Origin of the sequence: uncultured Cytophaga sp., from assembly GCF_937863595.1 — a bacterium.
In the GTDB taxonomy this organism is placed as follows: domain Bacteria; phylum Bacteroidota; class Bacteroidia; order Cytophagales; family Cytophagaceae; genus Cytophaga.
The window spans coordinates 1-18861 of sequence record NZ_CALMGQ010000019.1 but is presented as its reverse complement, the minus strand read 5'-3'; the positions used below and the strand labels follow the sequence as shown (position 1 = coordinate 18861).

The window sequence follows — 18861 nt, the reverse complement described above, 5'->3', positions numbered from 1 at the left end:
CCCACTTAAACTGCCAACCACCTAAAGCTTCTCCTTCAGGAAAATATAAGAGATGGTTGGCAGTTTACGCAAAAAGAACCAATGCACGAATACATATTCATGGGCGCAAACGTGCCGAACCATGGCACATAAGGATACAACACACATGCCGTGGTTACCACTTTTAATAATTTAGTCAAACAAAAAACCCTTAGCTTTTTCAAACTAAGGGTTTCTTTTTCAATGGTAGCGGGAACAGGACTCGAACCTGTGACCTTCGGGTTATGAGCCCGACGAGCTACCAACTGCTCCATCCCGCGGTATATTTTTGGTATATTTTGTCTTTCTAATAAGTATCAGAACTTCTTTCTGATTGATTGGTCTGCAAAGATAGGTAAAAAATTCCTAATTCAAAATATATAATTGGTTTTACTTTATAAAACACTTTAATTTTGTCCTTTTAAGCTAATAACCAGCATTTAAAACATCAATTTTATTTACGAATCATTACTTATTGCATTTCCGTGCTCTCTAAATAGAGTGTAAATGTCTTTGTTACAAATAATAAAAAAACCACTAAGCATACAATAAGCACTATCCCATAAAATTTAAAAACAAATTTCAATCTCGATAAACCAATTTCTATTCCTACTTTATTCATCAGAGGAATGTTTTTTATTATGCCATTCGAAAATTGCAACAATTTCCAATTTGCCAAAGCAAGTAATAACGTAATCATAAGATATAATATTCCTTGAATTGGATTATGAGTATGCGTAAAAAGGCCCTTTAAGACGGGTAATAAATAATTCAAAGAAAATATTAGAAAAACGAAAAGTGCAGCGAAACAAACGATAGAGATGAACTTTGCCCATTTTGCCATTTCTAGCAAGTAGCTTTTCATTTTATCCGTAAAATTTGATTCTAAATCAGTCACTAAAACATTCTGGTTTTCCATAGTAAACATCGTATTCTGGTAAATAAAAAAACCGATCCATTGCTGAACCGGCTTTTACAATATGTATTATTAAACTATTAAATATGCAGCGCTCTATTATCTGTAGCCGCTAAACATGCTTCTTTAAACGATTCTGTGAAGGTAGGGTGTGCATGAGACATTCTGCTTACATCTTCTGCAGATGCTCTGAATTCCATTGCTACGACTGCTTCCGCAATCATATCTGCCACGCGTGGCCCGATCATGTGTACGCCTAAAATTTCGTCGGTTGTTTTATCTGCCAATACTTTTACAAAACCATCTAAGTCCATACTTGCTCGCGCTCTACCCGATGCTTTGAATGGAAAGTTTCCAACTTTGTATGCTTTGCCCTCTTTTTTCAATTGCTCTTCAGTATATCCAACCGCTGCAACTTCTGGCCATGTGTACACAACACCTGGTATCAAATTGTAGTTGATGTGAGGTTTTTGTCCAGCCATTGTTTCTGCTACAAATGTACCTTCTTCTTCTGCCTTGTGTGCAAGCATAGCACCTACTACAACATCACCAATTGCATAAATGCCTGGTACATTTGTTTGTAAATGACCGTCAACTGCGACTCTGCCGCGTTCGTCTAATTTTACGCCTGCTGCTTCCAAACCTAAGCCTTCAGTATACGGACGACGACCTGTTGCTACCAACACGTAGTCCCCTTTCAACTCCAATACTTTCCCGTCTTTGTCTTCAGCTGTAACCGTTACTTCTTTTCCTTTAGCAGTTGCGCCTGTTACTTTATGACTGAAATAGAAATCGAAACCTAAATGGTTTTTAGAAACTTTGATCAATTCTTTACCCAACGCTCTGTCCATTGTTGGGATCAATGTATCCATGAATTCTACAACAGAAACTTTAGCACCTAAACGTGCATATACTGAACCAAGCTCCATACCGATAACACCACCGCCAATTACGATTAAGTGTTTAGGTACTTCAGTTAATTCCAATGCTTCCGTAGAAGTGATGATGCGTTTTTTATCGATGGCAACATTTGGCAACGATGTAGGCTTAGAACCTGTAGCGATAATAGTTTTCGCTGCTTTCAATTCTTTCACGCTTCCATCAGCTGCTGTTACTTTGATGGTATTTTTATCGATAAATGAACCGATGCCTGTATGCACATCGATTTTATTTTTCTTCATCAAATAATTAATCCCTTCACAGGTCTGTTTTACAACACCTGCTTTGCGATCAATCATTTGTTTGATATTCACTTTTACATCTTTTACATCAATGCCATGCTCTTTGAACGTGTGCGTTGCATTGTAATAATGCTCGGATGAATCCAACAATGCTTTTGAAGGAATACAACCAACGTTTAAGCAGGTACCACCTAAGGTACTGTATTTTTCAATCAATGCAGTCTTCATACCAAGTTGTGCGCAACGAATCGCTGCTACATATCCACCAGGACCAGAACCGATAATTACTACGTCGTACATAATGTTTTTAGTATTGAGTACTAAGTACTGAGTACAGAGTACGTATTAAAATTAATTATTTTATGTTTTATAAAGTACTAAGTCAAGTAGAAAAAGAAATTAATACTTTATCATTTGCTTTGGTGATTAGAGAAATGTTTTTGTACTTAGTACTCTATACTCTGTACTCCGTACTCTATACTTTGTACTATACACCAAGCAACAATCTACTCGGATCTTCCAACAATTGTTTCACACGTACTAAGAAACCTACAGACTCACGACCGTCGATAATACGGTGATCGTAAGAAAGTGCTAAGTACATAATCGGACGAATTACAACTTGTCCGTTCATTGCAATTGGGCGCTCAACAATGTTGTGCATGCCTAAGATTGCAGATTGTGGCGAGTTGATGATTGGTGTAGACAACATAGAACCGAAGATACCACCGTTTGTGATGGTGAATGTACCACCTGTCATTTCGTCCATGCTTAATTTACCATCACGTGCACGAACTGCTAAACGTACAATTTCTGCTTCGATTTCGTTGAAGCTCATTGTCTCTGCATTACGGATAACGGGAACTACCAAACCTTTTGGAGTAGATACCGCAACCGATACGTCACAATAATTGTGGTTGATAATTTCATCCCCATCGATGTATGCATTTACAGAAGGAAAATCTTGTAATGCAATACACACTGCTTTGGTGAAGAACGACATAAATCCTAAACCCACACCATATTTTTCTTTGAAGGTATCTTTGTATTTAGAACGCATGTCCATAACAGGCTTCATGTCTACTTCATTGAAAGTAGTCAACATCGCTGTTTCGCTTTTCACTGCTACCAAACGGCGTGCAATGGTTTTGCGAAGACTTGTCATTTTAACACGTGTATCTTCTCTACCTGCAACGGCTGCTTTAGCTGGTGTTGCTGGAGCAGAAGCTGCTGCTGGTTTTGCTGCTGGAGCTGCAGATGCATTCATTGCGTCTTCTTTTGTAATACGACCATCTTTGCCAGTACCTGCTACTGCAGAAGCATCAACGCCTTTTTCATTTAATATTTTACCTGCTGCTGGAGACGCATGGCCTGCTGCATAATTACCACCACCTGTTGAAGCTGCTGCTGCTGTTGGAGCCGATGTTGTACTTGCTGCTTTTGCACCGCCCGCTGAAGGAATGATTTTACAAACTACAGTGCCAATAGCTACCGTGTCGCCTGTACGTGCCAACACTTCAATTACACCTGCAGATTCTGCACGCAATTCAAATGTTGCTTTGTCTGATTCAATTTCGCATAGCAAGTCTTCTGCATTGATTGCATCACCCGACTTAACTGCCCATGCACCAATGGTTACTTCTGCAATAGATTCTCCTACTGTTGGAATTTTTACTTCAATAGGAGTTGCATTAGCAGCCGGTGCTGAAGGAGCTGCTGCTGGAGCAGGAGTTGCTTTGGGAGCTGCATCTGCTACTGGCTTCGCTGCGGATCCTGCACCTTCTTGGATGGAACAAATTATTGTTCCAATCGCTACCGTATCGCCTTCTTGTGCATTTATTTTTAATACACCAGAAACTTCTGCATTCAATTCAAATGTTGCTTTGTCTGATTCAATTTCGCAAATCAAATCATTTGCATTAACAAACTCTCCATCCTTCTTTGTCCATTTTCCAATGGTTACTTCTGTGATGGATTCACCTACTGTAGGTACTTTTACTTCAAATGCCATAATTCTAATGTTCTATAAGAATAAAATTCGTATTGTTATTTTAAGATAAACACATTGTTTATCGCATATTCATTTTTTCAATCTTATCAGCAAACGAACGCTTCACAAGTTCTGCTTGTTTTTCGTTGTGTGCTTTTAAATAACCAACAGCAGGAGAAGAAGCCTCATCACGCGCAATTACTTCAACCTGAGAATTGTTCATTAAATAGAATCGACGCAACATATAACCCCACGCACCCATGTTGTATGGCTCTTCTTGTACCCAAACAAATTCTGCGTTTTTATACTTCGCAAAAATCGCTTCCATTTGTTTTTCAGGATATGGATACAATTGCTCCAGACGCACAATTGCAACATCTGTGCGCTTCGTAGATTTTTGTTCTTCAAATAAATCGTAGTAGACTTTACCTGTACAGAACAATACACGTTTCACTTTTTTAGCATCCACGTTTACATCGTCGATTACTTCTTGGAAACGACCGTGTGTAAATTCTTTCAAATCAGAAACAACCAATGGATGTCTCAATAATGATTTCGGAGCCATGTTGATTAATGGCTTACGGAATTCCCACTTCAATTGTCTGCGCAATGCATGGAACATGTTTGCAGGTGTCGTAATGTTTGTAACAATGATGTTGTTGTTTGCACACAAGCCTAAGAAACGTTCCAAACGAGCGGAAGAGTGCTCTGGACCTTGACCTTCGTGACCGTGTGGCAATAACATTACCAAGCCATTTTGACGCTGCCATTTTGTTTCACCTGCAGTAACAAATTGATCAATCATCACTTGTGCACCATTGGCGAAATCACCAAATTGTGCTTCCCAAATAACCAAAGCACTTGGGTTTGCCATTGCATAACCATATTCAAAACCAAGTACACCATATTCAGATAACAAAGAGTTATAAATACGGAAACGTTTTTGATTATCAGAAATATGATTTAAGCTGTAGTATGGTTCGTTTGTTTCGGCATCTTTCAACACCGCATGTCTGTGAGAGAAGGTGCCACGTTGTACATCTTGCCCACTGAAACGAACAATTTTCTTTTCTAATAATAAAGAGCCATATGCTAATAATTCAGCAGTAGCCCAGTTAACAATTTTAGTGTCTTGAAATTGCTCTTTACGATCTTTTAATAATTTTTCAATTTGTTTCAATGGTTTGAAACCATCTGGAATATCTGTAATTGCTTTGCCAACTTTATCAATTACATCTTGTGTAATAGAAGTGTCTGGAGATTGATCAAAATCTTCTTTCGTTGACTTGCGAAGTTCAACCCATTCCTTTTCCATTTTTTGTAAAGAATATGGAAGTGGCTTTTGCTTCACAAGATTCAATCGATCTTGCAACATGTCTCTGAATTCACGATCCATGTTTTTTGCAATTTCTGCATCCACATCTCCACGTTCAATCAATTTCTGATTGTATACTTCGCGTGGGTTGGGGTGACGAGAAATGACATTGTATAATTTCGGTTGTGTGAATTTTGGTTCATCACTTTCGTTGTGTCCGTGACGACGGTAACACACCATATCCACGAAAATATCTTCGTTGAATTTTTGTCTGTATTCTGTAGCAATACGCATACAGAAATTCACGGCTTCTGGATCGTCTCCATTTACGTGCATTACGGGCGCATCAATGATTTTTGCAATATCGGTACAATAGATAGAAGAACGCGCATCTTCAAAATCTGTTGTGAAACCCACTTGGTTGTTAATCACAAAGTGAATGGTACCACCTGTTTGGTAACCGTTCAACTTACTCATTTGAACCGTTTCATATACGATCCCTTGCGCTGCAAGTGCTGCATCACCATGTATCAATACAGGCAATACTTTTTTATAATCATAGCCATATAAACGATCTCCTTTTGCACGAACAAATCCCAACACAACAGGATCTACCGCTTCTAAGTGAGAAGGGTTTGGCATTAATTTTAAATTTATTTTTTGTCCTTCAGGTGTTAATACTTCGCTTGAATAACCCATGTGATATTTCACATCACCGTCACCCATTGTCATATCAGGCTTAACCGTTCCTTCAAACTCATTAAAAATTTGTTCGTAGGTTTTGCCCATGATGTTTGCCAATACATTCAAACGACCACGGTGCGCCATACCAATTACAACCTCTTCAACACCTAATTCGGCGCTTACATTGATCATTTTATCTAAGGCAGCAATCGTTGTTTCACCTCCTTCAAGGGAGAAACGTTTTTGTCCTACATATTTTGTATGCAAGAAATTTTCGAAAACAACTGCTTCGTTCAATTTTGAAAGAATGCGTTTCTTTTCGTCTAATGTCAATGCATGTGCAAGTGATTCTTTTTCAATTTTATTACGCAACCACGCTAATTTCTCAGGGTTACGGATGTACATATATTCAAAACCAATTGTTCCTTCATATATGAACTTTAATGTTTCTACAATTTTACGAAGTGTAGATGCTCCAATACCCAATTCAATACCTGCTTCAAAAACAATATCTAAATCAGCATCCGACAAACCAAAATCCACAAGCTCTAATAATGGCTTACGATCTTTACGCTCACGTACAGGATTGGTCTGTGCTCTTAAGTGACCTCTACTTCTATAGGCATGTATTAAATAATGTACACGAGATTCCTTTTCAGATACGCTCGTTGCAGGACTCGAAGCTACAGCTGCGACTCCGTTACCAGTAGGTGCTGTAGTACTCCCGCCATTTGCTGGTCCTTTTTCTCCATACTTTTGTAAAGAAAAATTATACCCTTCAAAAAACTTTTGCCACGTTATATCAACGGAGTTTTTGTCTTTTAAATAGGATTGGTACATCTCATCTACATAAGAGATTTCTGCATTCGATACGTATGAATAATTATCCATAATGGGGTTTAATAAGAATTTACTGTACAAAGATAACAAAACGGCAAAATGTTGATAACCTTATATTCGAATATCCAAATATAATTTAATTATCAATATGTTATACATAAATTACTATCTTTAATTACTAGATTTACAAATGAACAAATTATGATTTTTCGAATCTATTTTTGAACAAATCCGTTAAAGAAATTTGGCAACTTAAATTTTTATGTATGGCTTTAATACAATTTTCAGGGAATCTTGGAAGAAAACGTGCGGCGCATTTATTGAAAAGAATAACATTTGGACCCAATAAGGCAGATATGGATGCTTTTTCTAGTTTGACTCCAGCAGCTGCACTTCATTTATTGTTTCAAGACACAAGTATTCCAACACCTCCCATTGATCTAAAAACGAATGCAACTTGGGTAAATATTCCACCTACAGACGCCAACAGCGATGATTCTGTCTTACAATCCTATTTTAAAGGTTGGTGGTTAAATAACATGTTGGCGCAACACGTTTCCCCAACGGATAAATTAGCGCAGATGGTACGCGAAAAAATAGTATTTTTTCTACATACCCATCTAACAACCATACAAGAAGTCGTTGGAAGTAGCAGAGCACTTTATTTCCAAAACGTATTATTTAGAACATATGCATTTGATGAAACAAAGCCAGCACCTATAAATTTAAAAGATCTAACTAAAAAAATATGCATTGATAATGCGATGCTAACTTTATTGGATGGTAAATTAAATGTTAAGGGTGATCCAAACGAAAACTTCGGCAGAGAATTAATAGAATTATATACATTAGGCAAAGGCTTACAAGGAAGCATTCCTCCATCAACTACACAAGGTGATTACATTTATTACACGGAACAAGATGTGAAAGCCGCGGCCCTGATTATGTCGGGTTGGGATACAGACACAACCTTCACTACGCTTGATACGGATACAAGCCTACCTAGAGGCAAAGCTAAAACTAATGCATCAAACGTTTCCAATCAACACGACAACACAGTTAAACAATTTAGTGCGCGATTTAATAGTGCAATCATTACACCCAACCCTGCATTGTTAATAGGAGGTTTGCCAACAGAGGCAAGTATGATAGATGAAATTAGTCAACTAATAGATCTTATTTATTCGCAACCTGAATGTCCAAAAAATATTTGTCGTAAACTCTATCGTTTTTTTACCTACCACGAAATCGATGCAACCATTGATACCAATATCATTACAGACTTATCCAACACATTTATTTCTGGGGGATATAAAATAGAACCTGTTATAAAAGAATTGCTTGGAAGTCAACATTTTTATGACTTAATGGATGTGGATGTAAACAACGATATGTTTGGTGCAATCATAAAATCACCCTTAGAATTGGTAACTGAAACGATTTCTTTTTTTGAATATCCGTTTCCAATATATTCTTCGCAATTAGAAGATTTTTATAAGACAACAGATAACCTCTTTGAGCAATTGAGAATTATGGGCATGAATTTCATGAACCCTACAGATGTTGCTGGTTATGATGCATACTATCAATACCCCATGTTTAATCGCGCTTGGATTTCACCAAACACGTTAAACAGAAGGTATAATTTTATCTATTTAAGTATGACTACCGACAATACCATGGAAGGTGCTCTAAATATTGATTTGTATACATTTATAAAAGTACGATTTGGAGGAAGTGCTAGCGATCCAGATGTATTCATTCGTGAACTTATTACTTATTTATTTCCGATGTCAATAGAAACAACGGAAATAACAACGGAGCGCTTAAATTATTTCAAAGTCCAATTCTTTAAATTAGGCGAAGCGTTGCCTCAAGGTCCGCTTGCCTTTTGGCAATTTAGTTGGAGCAATGGAGAAACGATCCCTGCTAGTAAAACAGATGCACGAGGTATGTTGCAAGATTTGGTAAATGCCTTGTTACAATCACCAGAGTTTCAACTTCATTAATCATTTTCGTATGAAAAGAAGAGATTTTTTAACCAAACTTCCTGCACTCGCAGCCATCCCCTTTGCAATTAACGGTGTTTATTTTAATGCCATTGCGGATGCCTTATCACCCTTGCAACGTTTGGCAGCAAGTTGCCCAAATGATCGAGTATTGATTATTTTACAATTACACGGTGGCAATGATGGTATAAATATGTTATTGCCTGTTTCTGATTACGATCGATATTATAATGTGCGTGCAAACATTGCCATTCCGGATAAAGGATCCAGAGCATTTATAAAATTAGATAACACCTTGGCGTCTTCAGATCAGATAGGCTTACACCCAGATATGGTTGGTGTAAAGAGTATGTATGACCAAGGCATGGTACGCATGATTCAAGGTGTATCGTATGCAAATCACAACCAATCACATTTTAGAGGACGTGATATTTTATTTATGGGTGGTGGCTCATCGGATTATTTAAATTCGGGTTGGGCCGGTCGATATTTAAAAGACAAATATGCACCAGATGTATATCCAACAAATTTCCCAAATGCAAATATGCCAGATCCACTGGCATTGGAATTTAATGATGACTTATCTCTCGTGTTTCATCAAGACGATAACATCCCAACATCGATAGCGATTGACGATCCAGAATCCTTCTTCAATTTAGTAGATACCTTGCCAGGCTACGACGACAAACCTGGTATAGACGCAAGAGGTATTCCACCAATTGGTTTAGCAAATTCTCCGTATGGTAAAGAAATGAATTGGATATTGAACTTGGAAGAGAAATCGGATGAATACCACAACCGTATTTTACAAGTATATAATAAAGGGAAATCAACGGATCCCAATATTTCGTATCCTGTTTCCTATCCTTTGAATGCTCCAAAAGCACGCGTTAAAAATCCGCTTTCTGCAAAACTTAAAATTATTGCAAACTTAATTCAAGGGGGTTCGCAAACAAAAATATATTTAATACGCATGGGTGGCTTTGATACCCATGCACAACAAGTAGAAAATGCAAATGCAACCATGGGAAACCATGCAGCATTGATGTATCACATATCCGCATCTATGCGTGCCTTTCAGGATGATTTAAAAGCACGTAGTATCGATGACCGCGTATTAACAATGACAACTTCTGAATTTGGAAGAAGAATTTATTCAAACGGAAGTTATGGTACCGACCACGGGATTGGTGCTCCAATGATGTTATTCGGCAAAGGTGTAGTACCGGGCTTATCAGGTACCAATCCAGATTTAACGCAGGATAATGTTGCTATGCAATTTGATTACAGACAAGTATATGCAAGTATATTGAAAGATTGGATGTGTGTAGATGCAAGTCGTGTAGATACGGAGTTTGGCATCCTTTGGGGAGATTACCCAGGTAGAGGAACAACATTGCCCATCATCAATAATAATTTAGTAACGAGTGTAAATGGATTTGTGCGCGATCGTTTTTACATGAATAATTGCTACCCAAACCCTGCGGTAAATTATACGGATTTAACTTTTCACATAAATACCAGTTGCGTTGTAACCATTACACTGCATGATTCTGCCGGAAAGCAAGTGAAAAAATTTATGTCAGAAGAATTTCCAATGGGAGAAAATACAGTAACATTAGATGTGCGAGAAATAAAATCGGGAACGTATATCTACCAAATTGAAACCTCCTATTTTAAAGACGCAAAAAAATTGGTCATTCAAAAATAAATTATGCTTAAAACAGTACGCCATATATTCTTTATATACGCATTTTTATTTTTATCCTTGAACGCATTGCAAACGCAGGCACAAGTCGATAGAAAAAAATCGAGTTATACAGGTCGTTCATCTACTCAAAGTTTTGAAAAAACTCAATTTTATATTGGTATACGTGGTGGCATAAATCTTACCGAGGTACATGTAGTCAATCCCTACTCCTCTTTTGTATCCCCAACCAATTCAAGCGAGGAGTATTTAAAAAGTTATAAAAGCTTTTCAAAACCGTCAGCAGCATTCGGACTCGAATTTTCATTTTCGTATACTAAATTTACAGCAAGCTTTCAACCCAATTATAGAAGACAAACCTTTAGCTATTCAAACACCTACGAATGGGCGGATGCAAGCAATAGTCAAAATTACTTACAACTGAGCTATAATCAAAAAACAAGTTTAGATTATATTGAATTGCCTTTATTCATTCGATACGATATTGTTTCTGGAGCATTTAAACCTTTTGTACAAGTTGGTTTTTACTATGGTATACTTAATAATGCAACCAAAGAGTTAACAATTGAAGGAGTAGACAATGCATCTGGAACGAGCCGAAATTTTACAGAACCTTCCTCCATTATCGGTGCTAAAAATTTATACATTAAATCTTCAATCGGTGCTGCATTTGGCTTAGGTACAAGTTATAAAGTAGGAAATGTACGATTGATTGTCGATGCAACATATCGCATGGGTTTAAATAATATTTCAAATGTAAAAAATAGATATACATCCAATGCCTTATCTGGCGTTGGTGATGTAACAGATGATATAAAATTAAATAACATTACCTTTTCCTTTGGATGTTTATTTCCAATGAAATTTTTGGTATCTCCTTCTCATAAAGCAGTTGATTAATATGAAGCATATTCTTTTATATATAGTACTCGTAGTAGCAATCCTTGGCTGTGATATGAAAAAGAATAAAGATGCGCAGCCATCCGGATTCTTAAAAATATATAATGAAAATAGTTATTCCAATCAGTATACTCCTTTGGATATTGAACAAACATCAGATGAGGGATTTCTTATTTTAAGTGCGGCTAAAATTGAAACGAGTGCCTTTCCTGGGATTTATATTATGAAAATTGATAAAGATGGAAATGTGCAACACACACAATTGCTTTCAGATACATACGTAAGTGCTGCATCCAACTTATTGAGAAGTGGAACGGAATATTATTTCGTGTGTATGGACAGACAAAATTTAGGAACATATATTATGTCTGTTTCTGCATCTGGCGAAGCTACAGAAAGTGCCTTTATGAATGATATTCAATATCCCTTGTCTGCGGAATTAAATGAAACCAATGGACAGGTATTGATTCAACATTATAACAAAGATGATTTAAAAACAGTTATATCTTCGGTTACAAAAACGGGTGTAATTTCTGCTACACGCTCTTTTAGTATTGGTTCAGGAGACTTTAATGTAGAGCAACCCGTCATCGACCACCTGACAGGTAATGGTAAAAAGTACCCCTTTCTAAATGGCAAACTTTCAAGTAATGTATTTTACTTTAACGGGTTTTACAATTACACCTTATCCATGTGTATTTTTGACTTCAATTGGGACAAAGACGATAAGCCAGCAGCAGTTCAAGGCTATCGGGATGAACGTTGCATCAGCAGTGTGCTAGCTACAGGCTCTAATCAAATTGCAACATCACGTTACGCCTATGGCAGTAATTACATTTTGCCTACTGCAACAATACCAACCAGTTCAAATATGTTTTCTGCAAACAGCGATTTAAATGGCTTTCTTATTCCTGAATTAGTATATGATGCACCGATGGCATTGAAAGCGATGACGATTAATGGTCGTGCGATGTATGTGTATGCAAGTACAACTAAAAGTTCGCAGGTTCTTTTAATGGCTTATGATGCAAGCACGAAACAATTAATTGGAACAACGAATGTAGGTGCAACGAATCCATTCGCAATGGCAAACATCATACAAACAATGGATGGTGGTATTGCAGTGCTGGCAACGACACAAGTAGCTGGAAGGTTTTCACGTATAGCTATTTTTAAAATTGGAAAAGATGAGTTGGGTTGGTGATGGGTTGAATGGAAATTGTAGTAAGTAACACTACACATCGTTGCCCAAGTTTATTGCAGCAAATCTCAACTAGACAAACAAAAAATACCACTTAAACTGCCAACCACTTCCACCACAGCGCTAATGGTTGGCAGTTTACGCAAGCAATAATCCATTTCTATACGACTACCTAGGCGTAAACGTGCCGAACCATGGCATATTCCAATAGCACTACTCTCCGTGGTTACGCACGTTTAACTAAATTCATATCCAAAAAAACCTTATTCCTTAATACACTTCTTGATTGTGACAACATCATCGTGAATGATTTGTAAGATATATTGCCCAGAAGGATATTCAGAAAGATCCACTTGACCTGAGCCGTTAAAAATATTGACTTGTAAGGTTTGACCCAGCATATTCTGAACGCTTACTTGATACGCATTTGTATTATCCATTTTTATCTGAATAACGTTTTTAGTTGGGTTTGGATAGAGAACAATACTAGCTTGACTTACATTAGGAATTACAGAAGTAGCCGTTCCGTTATCAATGTATATTGGTTGGTTTGTAGGAACCATAATCATCGTTACAGATAATGCAGGAGCTGTAAAGGATACCGAATTATTGCTTACTGTAAACGCGTTATTCTGCAATGCATTATTCGATTTAGAAATAAATGTTTCTGTAGAGGGTAATCCAGATAAACGATATCCATTAACAGTAGTAGCAGAAGGAACAAAATTTTGAAGATTCAATAGCACAGGTTGTGAATTTGTTTGATCTCTATTTACTACAACAACAATTAATGAATCACCATCGGCTGTTAAAGAAGAATACCCTGAAACAGTATTGTTATTACTTGAAGTTGATTTCGTGGAAACACTTCCATAGTATTTACTAAACAAATGCATTACTTCCCATTGTCCCTTATACCAATCCCAAGGCGTAAAGAGCTCCACGTTGTTTTCTGAAAAAACCCCCAAATGAGATGCATACCAACACGCAATAACATTTGCATTTTCAGATCCATGATTTGCAATTGTTCCATATTCAGACAAGCCAAAAGTTACATTGTGGTTTGCTCCTTTATACTGCGTAAGCCACTGATTGCAGCGTTCAAAAAAGTATTCTTTATTAATTGAATTATCCCACCCTGAAGCGCCTGTAACCTTTACTCCATTTGCTTTGGGAAAGTCATATTGAGTATCAAACCAAACTCTGTGAAGTTGTAATGTTGTTGTTGCATCATTTTCAGTACCTGGATAAAAATGTACATCTAGCACATCAAGTAGTCGAATACCAGTCGCTGCTTCTTCTTCCGAAATACGTTTAATAAAATACTGCATCCATGGATATGACTTACCATCGGTTGGATCTACAATCTTTGAATTGTTCCAAGTATACCATTGCCATTCATTTGTCGATACAGGACCAACAAGCTTTATGTTAGGAAATTTTGCACGTGCAGCTTTTGCAACCGCAAAATATTTTTGCATGTACTCTTCTGCGGTAATAGCGGATGTAGCAACATCATCATGTGTACTAGACCAAACCTCAGGTTCATTATCCATGTTCCAATACATAAGGCGAGCTGCATCCAATTTTAAGGAATTAAACCAATGATCTAAAATAGTTGTCGTGGAATCTGCATTCCACGGTTTCAAATATAAACTTGGATTTCCTTGGTCGCTACCATCACCTCCGTATGCAACTGGTCCAGCACCACCAGCCCAATTTTTTGTAGTATTGATAACCCCATTTGCTTGGGTATAGAGATAATCACTAAAATTATGAGCGTTATTTGAGCCAGCATACCCCAACAATTGAAAAGAAAACAGGCCCTGGGTGTTTGATGTATTCGTTAATAAACTTTTTGCGGAATAGTCCCAATCATGTAAAGATACATTGTTATACCAATCAGGGTGGCTAGATAATTTAGCCCTCCAATTATATTTTGTAGAGTTGTTGCCACCACTCTCGCGAAACATTCTCAAACCAGCATCTTTGTATAACTGCCACTGAACAGAAGAAACAGGATTGGACGGATCATCTGAAATATTATTATTTCTTCCATAAATCCATGGAGAAATTTTATGATGATTGGCTGTTGCATCTACGGTAATCGTTGTTTGGGAAACAACCGATACGATACTTGCAAAAAAGAACAAGAAGGTAGAATATATTTTCATATTTAAAATATACGAAATAATTCTTTATAATGTTTATCCTCTAAATGATTTGATGCATTTCAAAACTCGCAATTTTTAAAATTCGAATGTATGAATTGAAAATATAAGGAATTGATTATTCTACTTACCTTCCAAATATCCCCGTAAATACTCAAAACCTAGTCCCAACTTACCATTCAACGTTAACGCACAACGCTGAATTAAATCGCCGTAGGGTTGTTTCAATAAATCAGGCAATACATTTTTGATCAATTGGTTTCCAAAATCTTCGGATGCATTTCTAGGTATTTCGCAGGGCAAGTTATCGATAGCCATCACGGTTATATTTCTCGGATCAGAAAAAGGCGCTTCGATATCGCTTGTAAATGGATTGAAATCGTAGGCCGGATCATAGATATTTGTAGACTTCACCGTAGAAGGAATAGAACCGTTGATATCGCAGGTAATGTCTGATATTAAACGAATAGAAAAATCTTCTCCTCTACTTTGTTCCGTCGTGAAAAGTTTGGGTGCGCGCTGATCCCAATATGCACCAGCAATTAACACATCTGCAACTTGTGCGTACGGCATAAAAGTTGAATGATACTGTTCTGGATGTGCATGAAAATCTTCTGTATCCCAAGCTTTGTCTTTATCATTTGCTTGATTGTAATCACAAGAAACGATTTGAGTATAAACAGAATGATCGTATTTCTTAGTTAAAAAATCGTTCGGAGAAACTTTTTGAATATTCATTTCTTTCAAAATCAATTCTGCTCCATTGCCTACTCTACCAGCACCTGTCAACACAATTTTTAAAGTCGGTATTGTTACTTTTTTTAATTCAGAAATCAACTCGGCAATATCAAAACACTTGTACGCAGACTTTAATTTATATAGTTCGTATTTCTTTCCCAACAATAAAAAGGTATTGTACGCTCCTACAATACCAGCAAAGTAACCAAAGGCAATAATGCGTTTCTCATGTGTATTACGCAATGCCTCATAATCAATCATCGTGATGCTCTTCTCCACAATCGCCTGTAAGAGCTTTTGATTATGGGGTTGCATCTTGATTGTGTGCGAAAAAAATAAATATGTTTTATGTGCTATCAACTGATGAATGGGTACTTCTTTTATACCCAATAAAATATCACAGGCACTTAAATCTTCTTTTAATGGTATGCCGACTGCCACATATTCTTTATTCGTAATACAACGTACATCACTGGGTTGCACAAATATTTCTACGTGTGGATACTGGTTCATTACTTCAACACACTGCTGGGGCAACAATGCAACCCTTCTGTCTGAGGGTACTTTGCCTTCGCGAATGATGCCGATTTTAATTTTATCCATTACCCTACTAATTAATCAATTAAAAACTATACTAGATTAATACGGTTTTATTTGTAAAGAGTCTATCAGTTGAGCATCCTTTTTTATCTTCGGTTGATCGATACGTTTATAAAACAAATATCCATACTGACCACCAATGCGTTTAAAGTTCGGATTCTGTTCTAAGGTTTCTTCTCTACCTAATTTCGTTACCAAATACACATCTCTATCTGGCTTGCCATACATCATCCAATCAATACTTTTTAAGGTATCATTTGAAACAGGCTTTTTATTGGTATAATATAAATGTGCGTAGCTTTTAAAATTAAATACTTCTACAAATGCAGGTTCGGCATCTACTTTATCAAACTGCGCATAAAAATCAATTACTTCGCCCTGAATATAGGTTTCAATTTTGGGAAGAAACAAAGGCAATACGGTTTCATGAAATAGAATGGTTGAAAAGAAAATAAGTACAACTCCTTTTACAATTTCTTTTTTCAAATAATATATTCCACTTATAAAAACAATTAAATATGCCAAGCCAGCCAATGCTTCCCAGCCACTCCATGTTACGGGAGCCAAAAAATTAGCTGCAGCAAATGGATCTTTTATGAAAGGTGTTATTTCAAACATTCTTCCTTCGTAATGTTTTACTAATAATGGAAACCCTGTTAATGCGATACCTATAATAAGTCCAGTAATTAACAACGCAAAAAACAAAAAGCGATTGATACGTTTACTTCCATTCAATAAACGCTCTACACCGGTTGCGGCTAAATACGACAAGGGGAAATAACAAAAAGAGGAGTAATGGACAATCTTTGTTTTAACAATACTGAACAATACCAATACAACTAAAAAGGATATGATGGACCACAAACGCATTTGCTTGCGCGCTTGTGCATCATCCGTATTATTTCTAATTCCTAGAAACGCAAAATACGACATCGGGAAACAGCCAAACAAAATAACTAAGGCATGGTAGTAAAACGGACCGCCGTGGCCGGCATCTTGGGTTTTAAACAAGCGTATTTGATACACAATAAATTCTTGAAGGAAAAACGGCCCATTTGTAATAAGCTCATATCCAAACCAAGCAATGGAAACAGCACCAACTAATACAAAAAACAAAACCCATTCCTTAATGTTTAAGGCCCAGAATTTGCGCGCAACAATCATATATACCCCAACGGAAAGCAACACTATCAATAAGCCAACAGGGCCTTTTGTAAGCACCGCCATGCCTGCAAAGAAGCCTGCATAGGCAGCAAACTTTAAACGCTCTTTTGCTTGTTCAGAAGTTAACAGCGTAAGTCTATATACAAACCAAATAGAAACAAAAATAAATAGATTAAATACGGGATCAATAATGCCCGTTCTGAAATAGAAATGTGGCAATACAGAACCTGCATAAGTCAACATCCAAATCCATACAAATTTTCTATTTTCTAATTTTCTACCCATAGCATATAATGTAAGCATGGTAGCAATACCTGTTAAGGCATTTGGTAGTCGGGAAGCAAATTCATTTATACCAAATATTTTCATGCAAATCACTTGCAACCAAAAAAAGAAGGGCGGTTTTTCCCAAAAGGTTTCGTAATTAATTTGCACATGCGTGTAATCGCCTGTCATAATCATTTCACGAGATGCTTCGGCAAAGTTAATTTCATCCCAATCAAATAAATGTACAGAACCAATAAATGGAATAAATAAAAGCGCTGAAATGATAATTATAATAATTCTATCTGTACGGTAAGACGAATCGGTTAATATCTTCATTATTTCTTCTTAATTAATGGTAGATCTAAAGCAGGATTTGATAATAATGCATATTTATTACTCAGATATAAAAACAACACAGAACCTAACGTTCCGATGATAGCACCTACATATATATCTCTTAAAAAATGTTGTAACAAATACACTCTTGATATTGCTGCAAGAGCAGCAATAAGAAAGAATACATAATTCCAGTTTTTATTCTTAATAAAAAATGAAAATAAAAAGAACATGCAAAACGCTTGCGTTGTATGTCCAGAGGGGAAGCTATTAGACGTGTGTATTTCAAGTCCATCAACAAAGTGTAATTGAATTACATCTTTAAAGAAAACAATAGGTCTAGAAGAACTAGGGAATACAAATAGCTTTAATATTTGTGTGAGTGCAGAAACGGATAATAAGATACCTGTTATTACTAAACTTTTTCGAACGCTTATAAACAACAATATAAATATCAGTATCAACGCAGCAAAAAACCCATCTCCCAAATAGGTTACCCAATAAAAAAAATTATCAAAATAACTTGTGTGAAAGGAATTCAACGCTACTTCGAAATCACCCTTAGCGCTTATTAATAAAGCAAAGCCAGGTATTAGCAAATAAAATACAAACAGTATTAAAAATATACGCGTTTGTTGTAGAATTTCTTTCACACAAAATATTTTAAAGTGAAATTTTAATCTTCTGAACGCTCACTTAAACCGTCGCGATCACGAAGCTTTTTATCATCAACGGATTTATTGAGAAATTCGTTGATTTTATCGATATCATAATTGGTTTTAATTGCCCCAAAAGAATTTACATCAACATTTAGGCCTCTCAG

The 18861-nt window shown here is 36.6% G+C and carries 11 protein-coding genes and 1 tRNA gene; 4 read left to right on the top strand and 8 right to left on the bottom strand.

From position 1 onward, the window contains the following. Positions 1 to 223 precede the first annotated feature (223 nt). The 4 genes from Q0543_RS01720 to Q0543_RS01705 all read right to left on the bottom strand — a co-directional run bounded on the left by Q0543_RS01720 (position 224) and on the right by Q0543_RS01705 (position 6995). Positions 224 to 299: transfer RNA gene (locus Q0543_RS01720), tRNA-Met, on the bottom strand. Positions 300 to 1014: 715 nt separating this feature from the next. Further along, positions 1015 to 2415 carry a dihydrolipoyl dehydrogenase gene (gene lpdA, locus Q0543_RS01715; RefSeq protein WP_299248205.1) on the bottom strand — a complete coding sequence of 467 codons (1401 nt, stop codon included), beginning with the start codon at positions 2413 to 2415 and terminating at the stop codon, positions 1015 to 1017. Positions 2416 to 2602: 187 nt separating this feature from the next. After that, complete coding sequence (odhB, locus tag Q0543_RS01710; protein WP_299248202.1) at positions 2603 to 4126, bottom strand: 2-oxoglutarate dehydrogenase complex dihydrolipoyllysine-residue succinyltransferase; 1524 nt, start codon at positions 4124 to 4126, stop codon at positions 2603 to 2605. Between the two features lie 58 nt (positions 4127 to 4184). Then, positions 4185 to 6995, bottom strand: coding sequence for a 2-oxoglutarate dehydrogenase E1 component (locus Q0543_RS01705; RefSeq protein WP_299248199.1), 2811 nt, complete (start codon positions 6993 to 6995; stop codon positions 4185 to 4187). A 215-nt stretch (positions 6996 to 7210) separates the two neighbouring features. Between Q0543_RS01705 and Q0543_RS01700 the strand changes: the two genes are divergently transcribed. Genes Q0543_RS01700 through Q0543_RS01685 form a run of 4 tightly spaced genes read left to right on the top strand, consistent with a single transcriptional unit; the run spans position 7211 to position 12765 of the window. Next, complete coding sequence (locus Q0543_RS01700) at positions 7211 to 8953, top strand: DUF1800 family protein (protein WP_299248196.1); 1743 nt, start codon at positions 7211 to 7213, stop codon at positions 8951 to 8953. 10 nt (positions 8954 to 8963) lie between these two features. Further along, positions 8964 to 10664 (top strand): DUF1501 domain-containing protein, encoded by a 1701-nt coding sequence (locus Q0543_RS01695; protein WP_299248193.1) that lies wholly within the window; start codon positions 8964 to 8966, stop codon positions 10662 to 10664. Positions 10665 to 10667: 3 nt separating this feature from the next. Further along, entirely contained in the window at positions 10668 to 11561 is an 894-nt protein-coding gene (locus tag Q0543_RS01690) for an outer membrane beta-barrel protein (protein ID WP_299248191.1), read from the top strand. A gap of 1 nt (position 11562) precedes the next feature. Next, entirely contained in the window at positions 11563 to 12765 is a 1203-nt protein-coding gene (locus Q0543_RS01685) for a hypothetical protein (RefSeq protein ID WP_299248189.1), read from the top strand. A gap of 260 nt (positions 12766 to 13025) precedes the next feature. Here Q0543_RS01685 and Q0543_RS01680 read toward each other — a convergent pair whose 3' ends face one another. From Q0543_RS01680 to Q0543_RS01665, 4 genes are all read right to left on the bottom strand, one after another. Further along, positions 13026 to 14936 carry a glycoside hydrolase family 44 protein gene (locus Q0543_RS01680; RefSeq protein WP_299248186.1) on the bottom strand — a complete coding sequence of 637 codons (1911 nt, stop codon included), beginning with the start codon at positions 14934 to 14936 and terminating at the stop codon, positions 13026 to 13028. A 120-nt stretch (positions 14937 to 15056) separates the two neighbouring features. Next, positions 15057 to 16274, bottom strand: a complete 1218-nt coding sequence (locus tag Q0543_RS01675) for an NAD(P)-dependent oxidoreductase (RefSeq protein WP_299248183.1) — start codon at positions 16272 to 16274, stop codon at positions 15057 to 15059. A 36-nt stretch (positions 16275 to 16310) separates the two neighbouring features. Further along, positions 16311 to 18038, bottom strand: a complete 1728-nt coding sequence (locus tag Q0543_RS01670; protein ID WP_299248181.1) for a glycosyltransferase family 39 protein — start codon at positions 18036 to 18038, stop codon at positions 16311 to 16313. After that, the gene (locus tag Q0543_RS01665; protein WP_299248178.1) at positions 18038 to 18691 is read right to left on the bottom strand and encodes a phosphatase PAP2 family protein; all 654 of its coding nucleotides are present in this window, start codon (positions 18689 to 18691) and stop codon (positions 18038 to 18040) included. Before Q0543_RS01665 ends, Q0543_RS01670 begins: the two co-directional genes overlap by 1 nt. Positions 18692 to 18861: the final 170 nt, after the last annotated feature.

Bases quoted from the DNA above. Each gene is read 5' to 3' on its own strand.
- lpdA (WP_299248205.1), bottom strand. From the start codon at position 2,415: ATGTACGACGTAGTAATTATCGGTTCTGGTCCTGGTGGATATGTAGCA.
- Q0543_RS01670 (WP_299248181.1), bottom strand. From the start codon at position 18,038: ATGAAGATATTAACCGATTCGTCTTACCGTACAGATAGAATTATTATA.
- Q0543_RS01695 (WP_299248193.1), top strand. From the start codon at position 8,964: ATGAAAAGAAGAGATTTTTTAACCAAACTTCCTGCACTCGCAGCCATC.
- Q0543_RS01690 (WP_299248191.1), top strand. From the start codon at position 10,668: ATGCTTAAAACAGTACGCCATATATTCTTTATATACGCATTTTTATTT.
- Q0543_RS01685 (WP_299248189.1), top strand. From the start codon at position 11,563: ATGAAGCATATTCTTTTATATATAGTACTCGTAGTAGCAATCCTTGGC.
- Q0543_RS01680 (WP_299248186.1), bottom strand. From the start codon at position 14,936: ATGAAAATATATTCTACCTTCTTGTTCTTTTTTGCAAGTATCGTATCG.
- Q0543_RS01675 (WP_299248183.1), bottom strand. From the start codon at position 16,274: ATGGATAAAATTAAAATCGGCATCATTCGCGAAGGCAAAGTACCCTCA.
- Q0543_RS01700 (WP_299248196.1), top strand. From the start codon at position 7,211: ATGGCTTTAATACAATTTTCAGGGAATCTTGGAAGAAAACGTGCGGCG.
- Q0543_RS01705 (WP_299248199.1), bottom strand. From the start codon at position 6,995: ATGGATAATTATTCATACGTATCGAATGCAGAAATCTCTTATGTAGAT.
- odhB (WP_299248202.1), bottom strand. From the start codon at position 4,126: ATGGCATTTGAAGTAAAAGTACCTACAGTAGGTGAATCCATCACAGAA.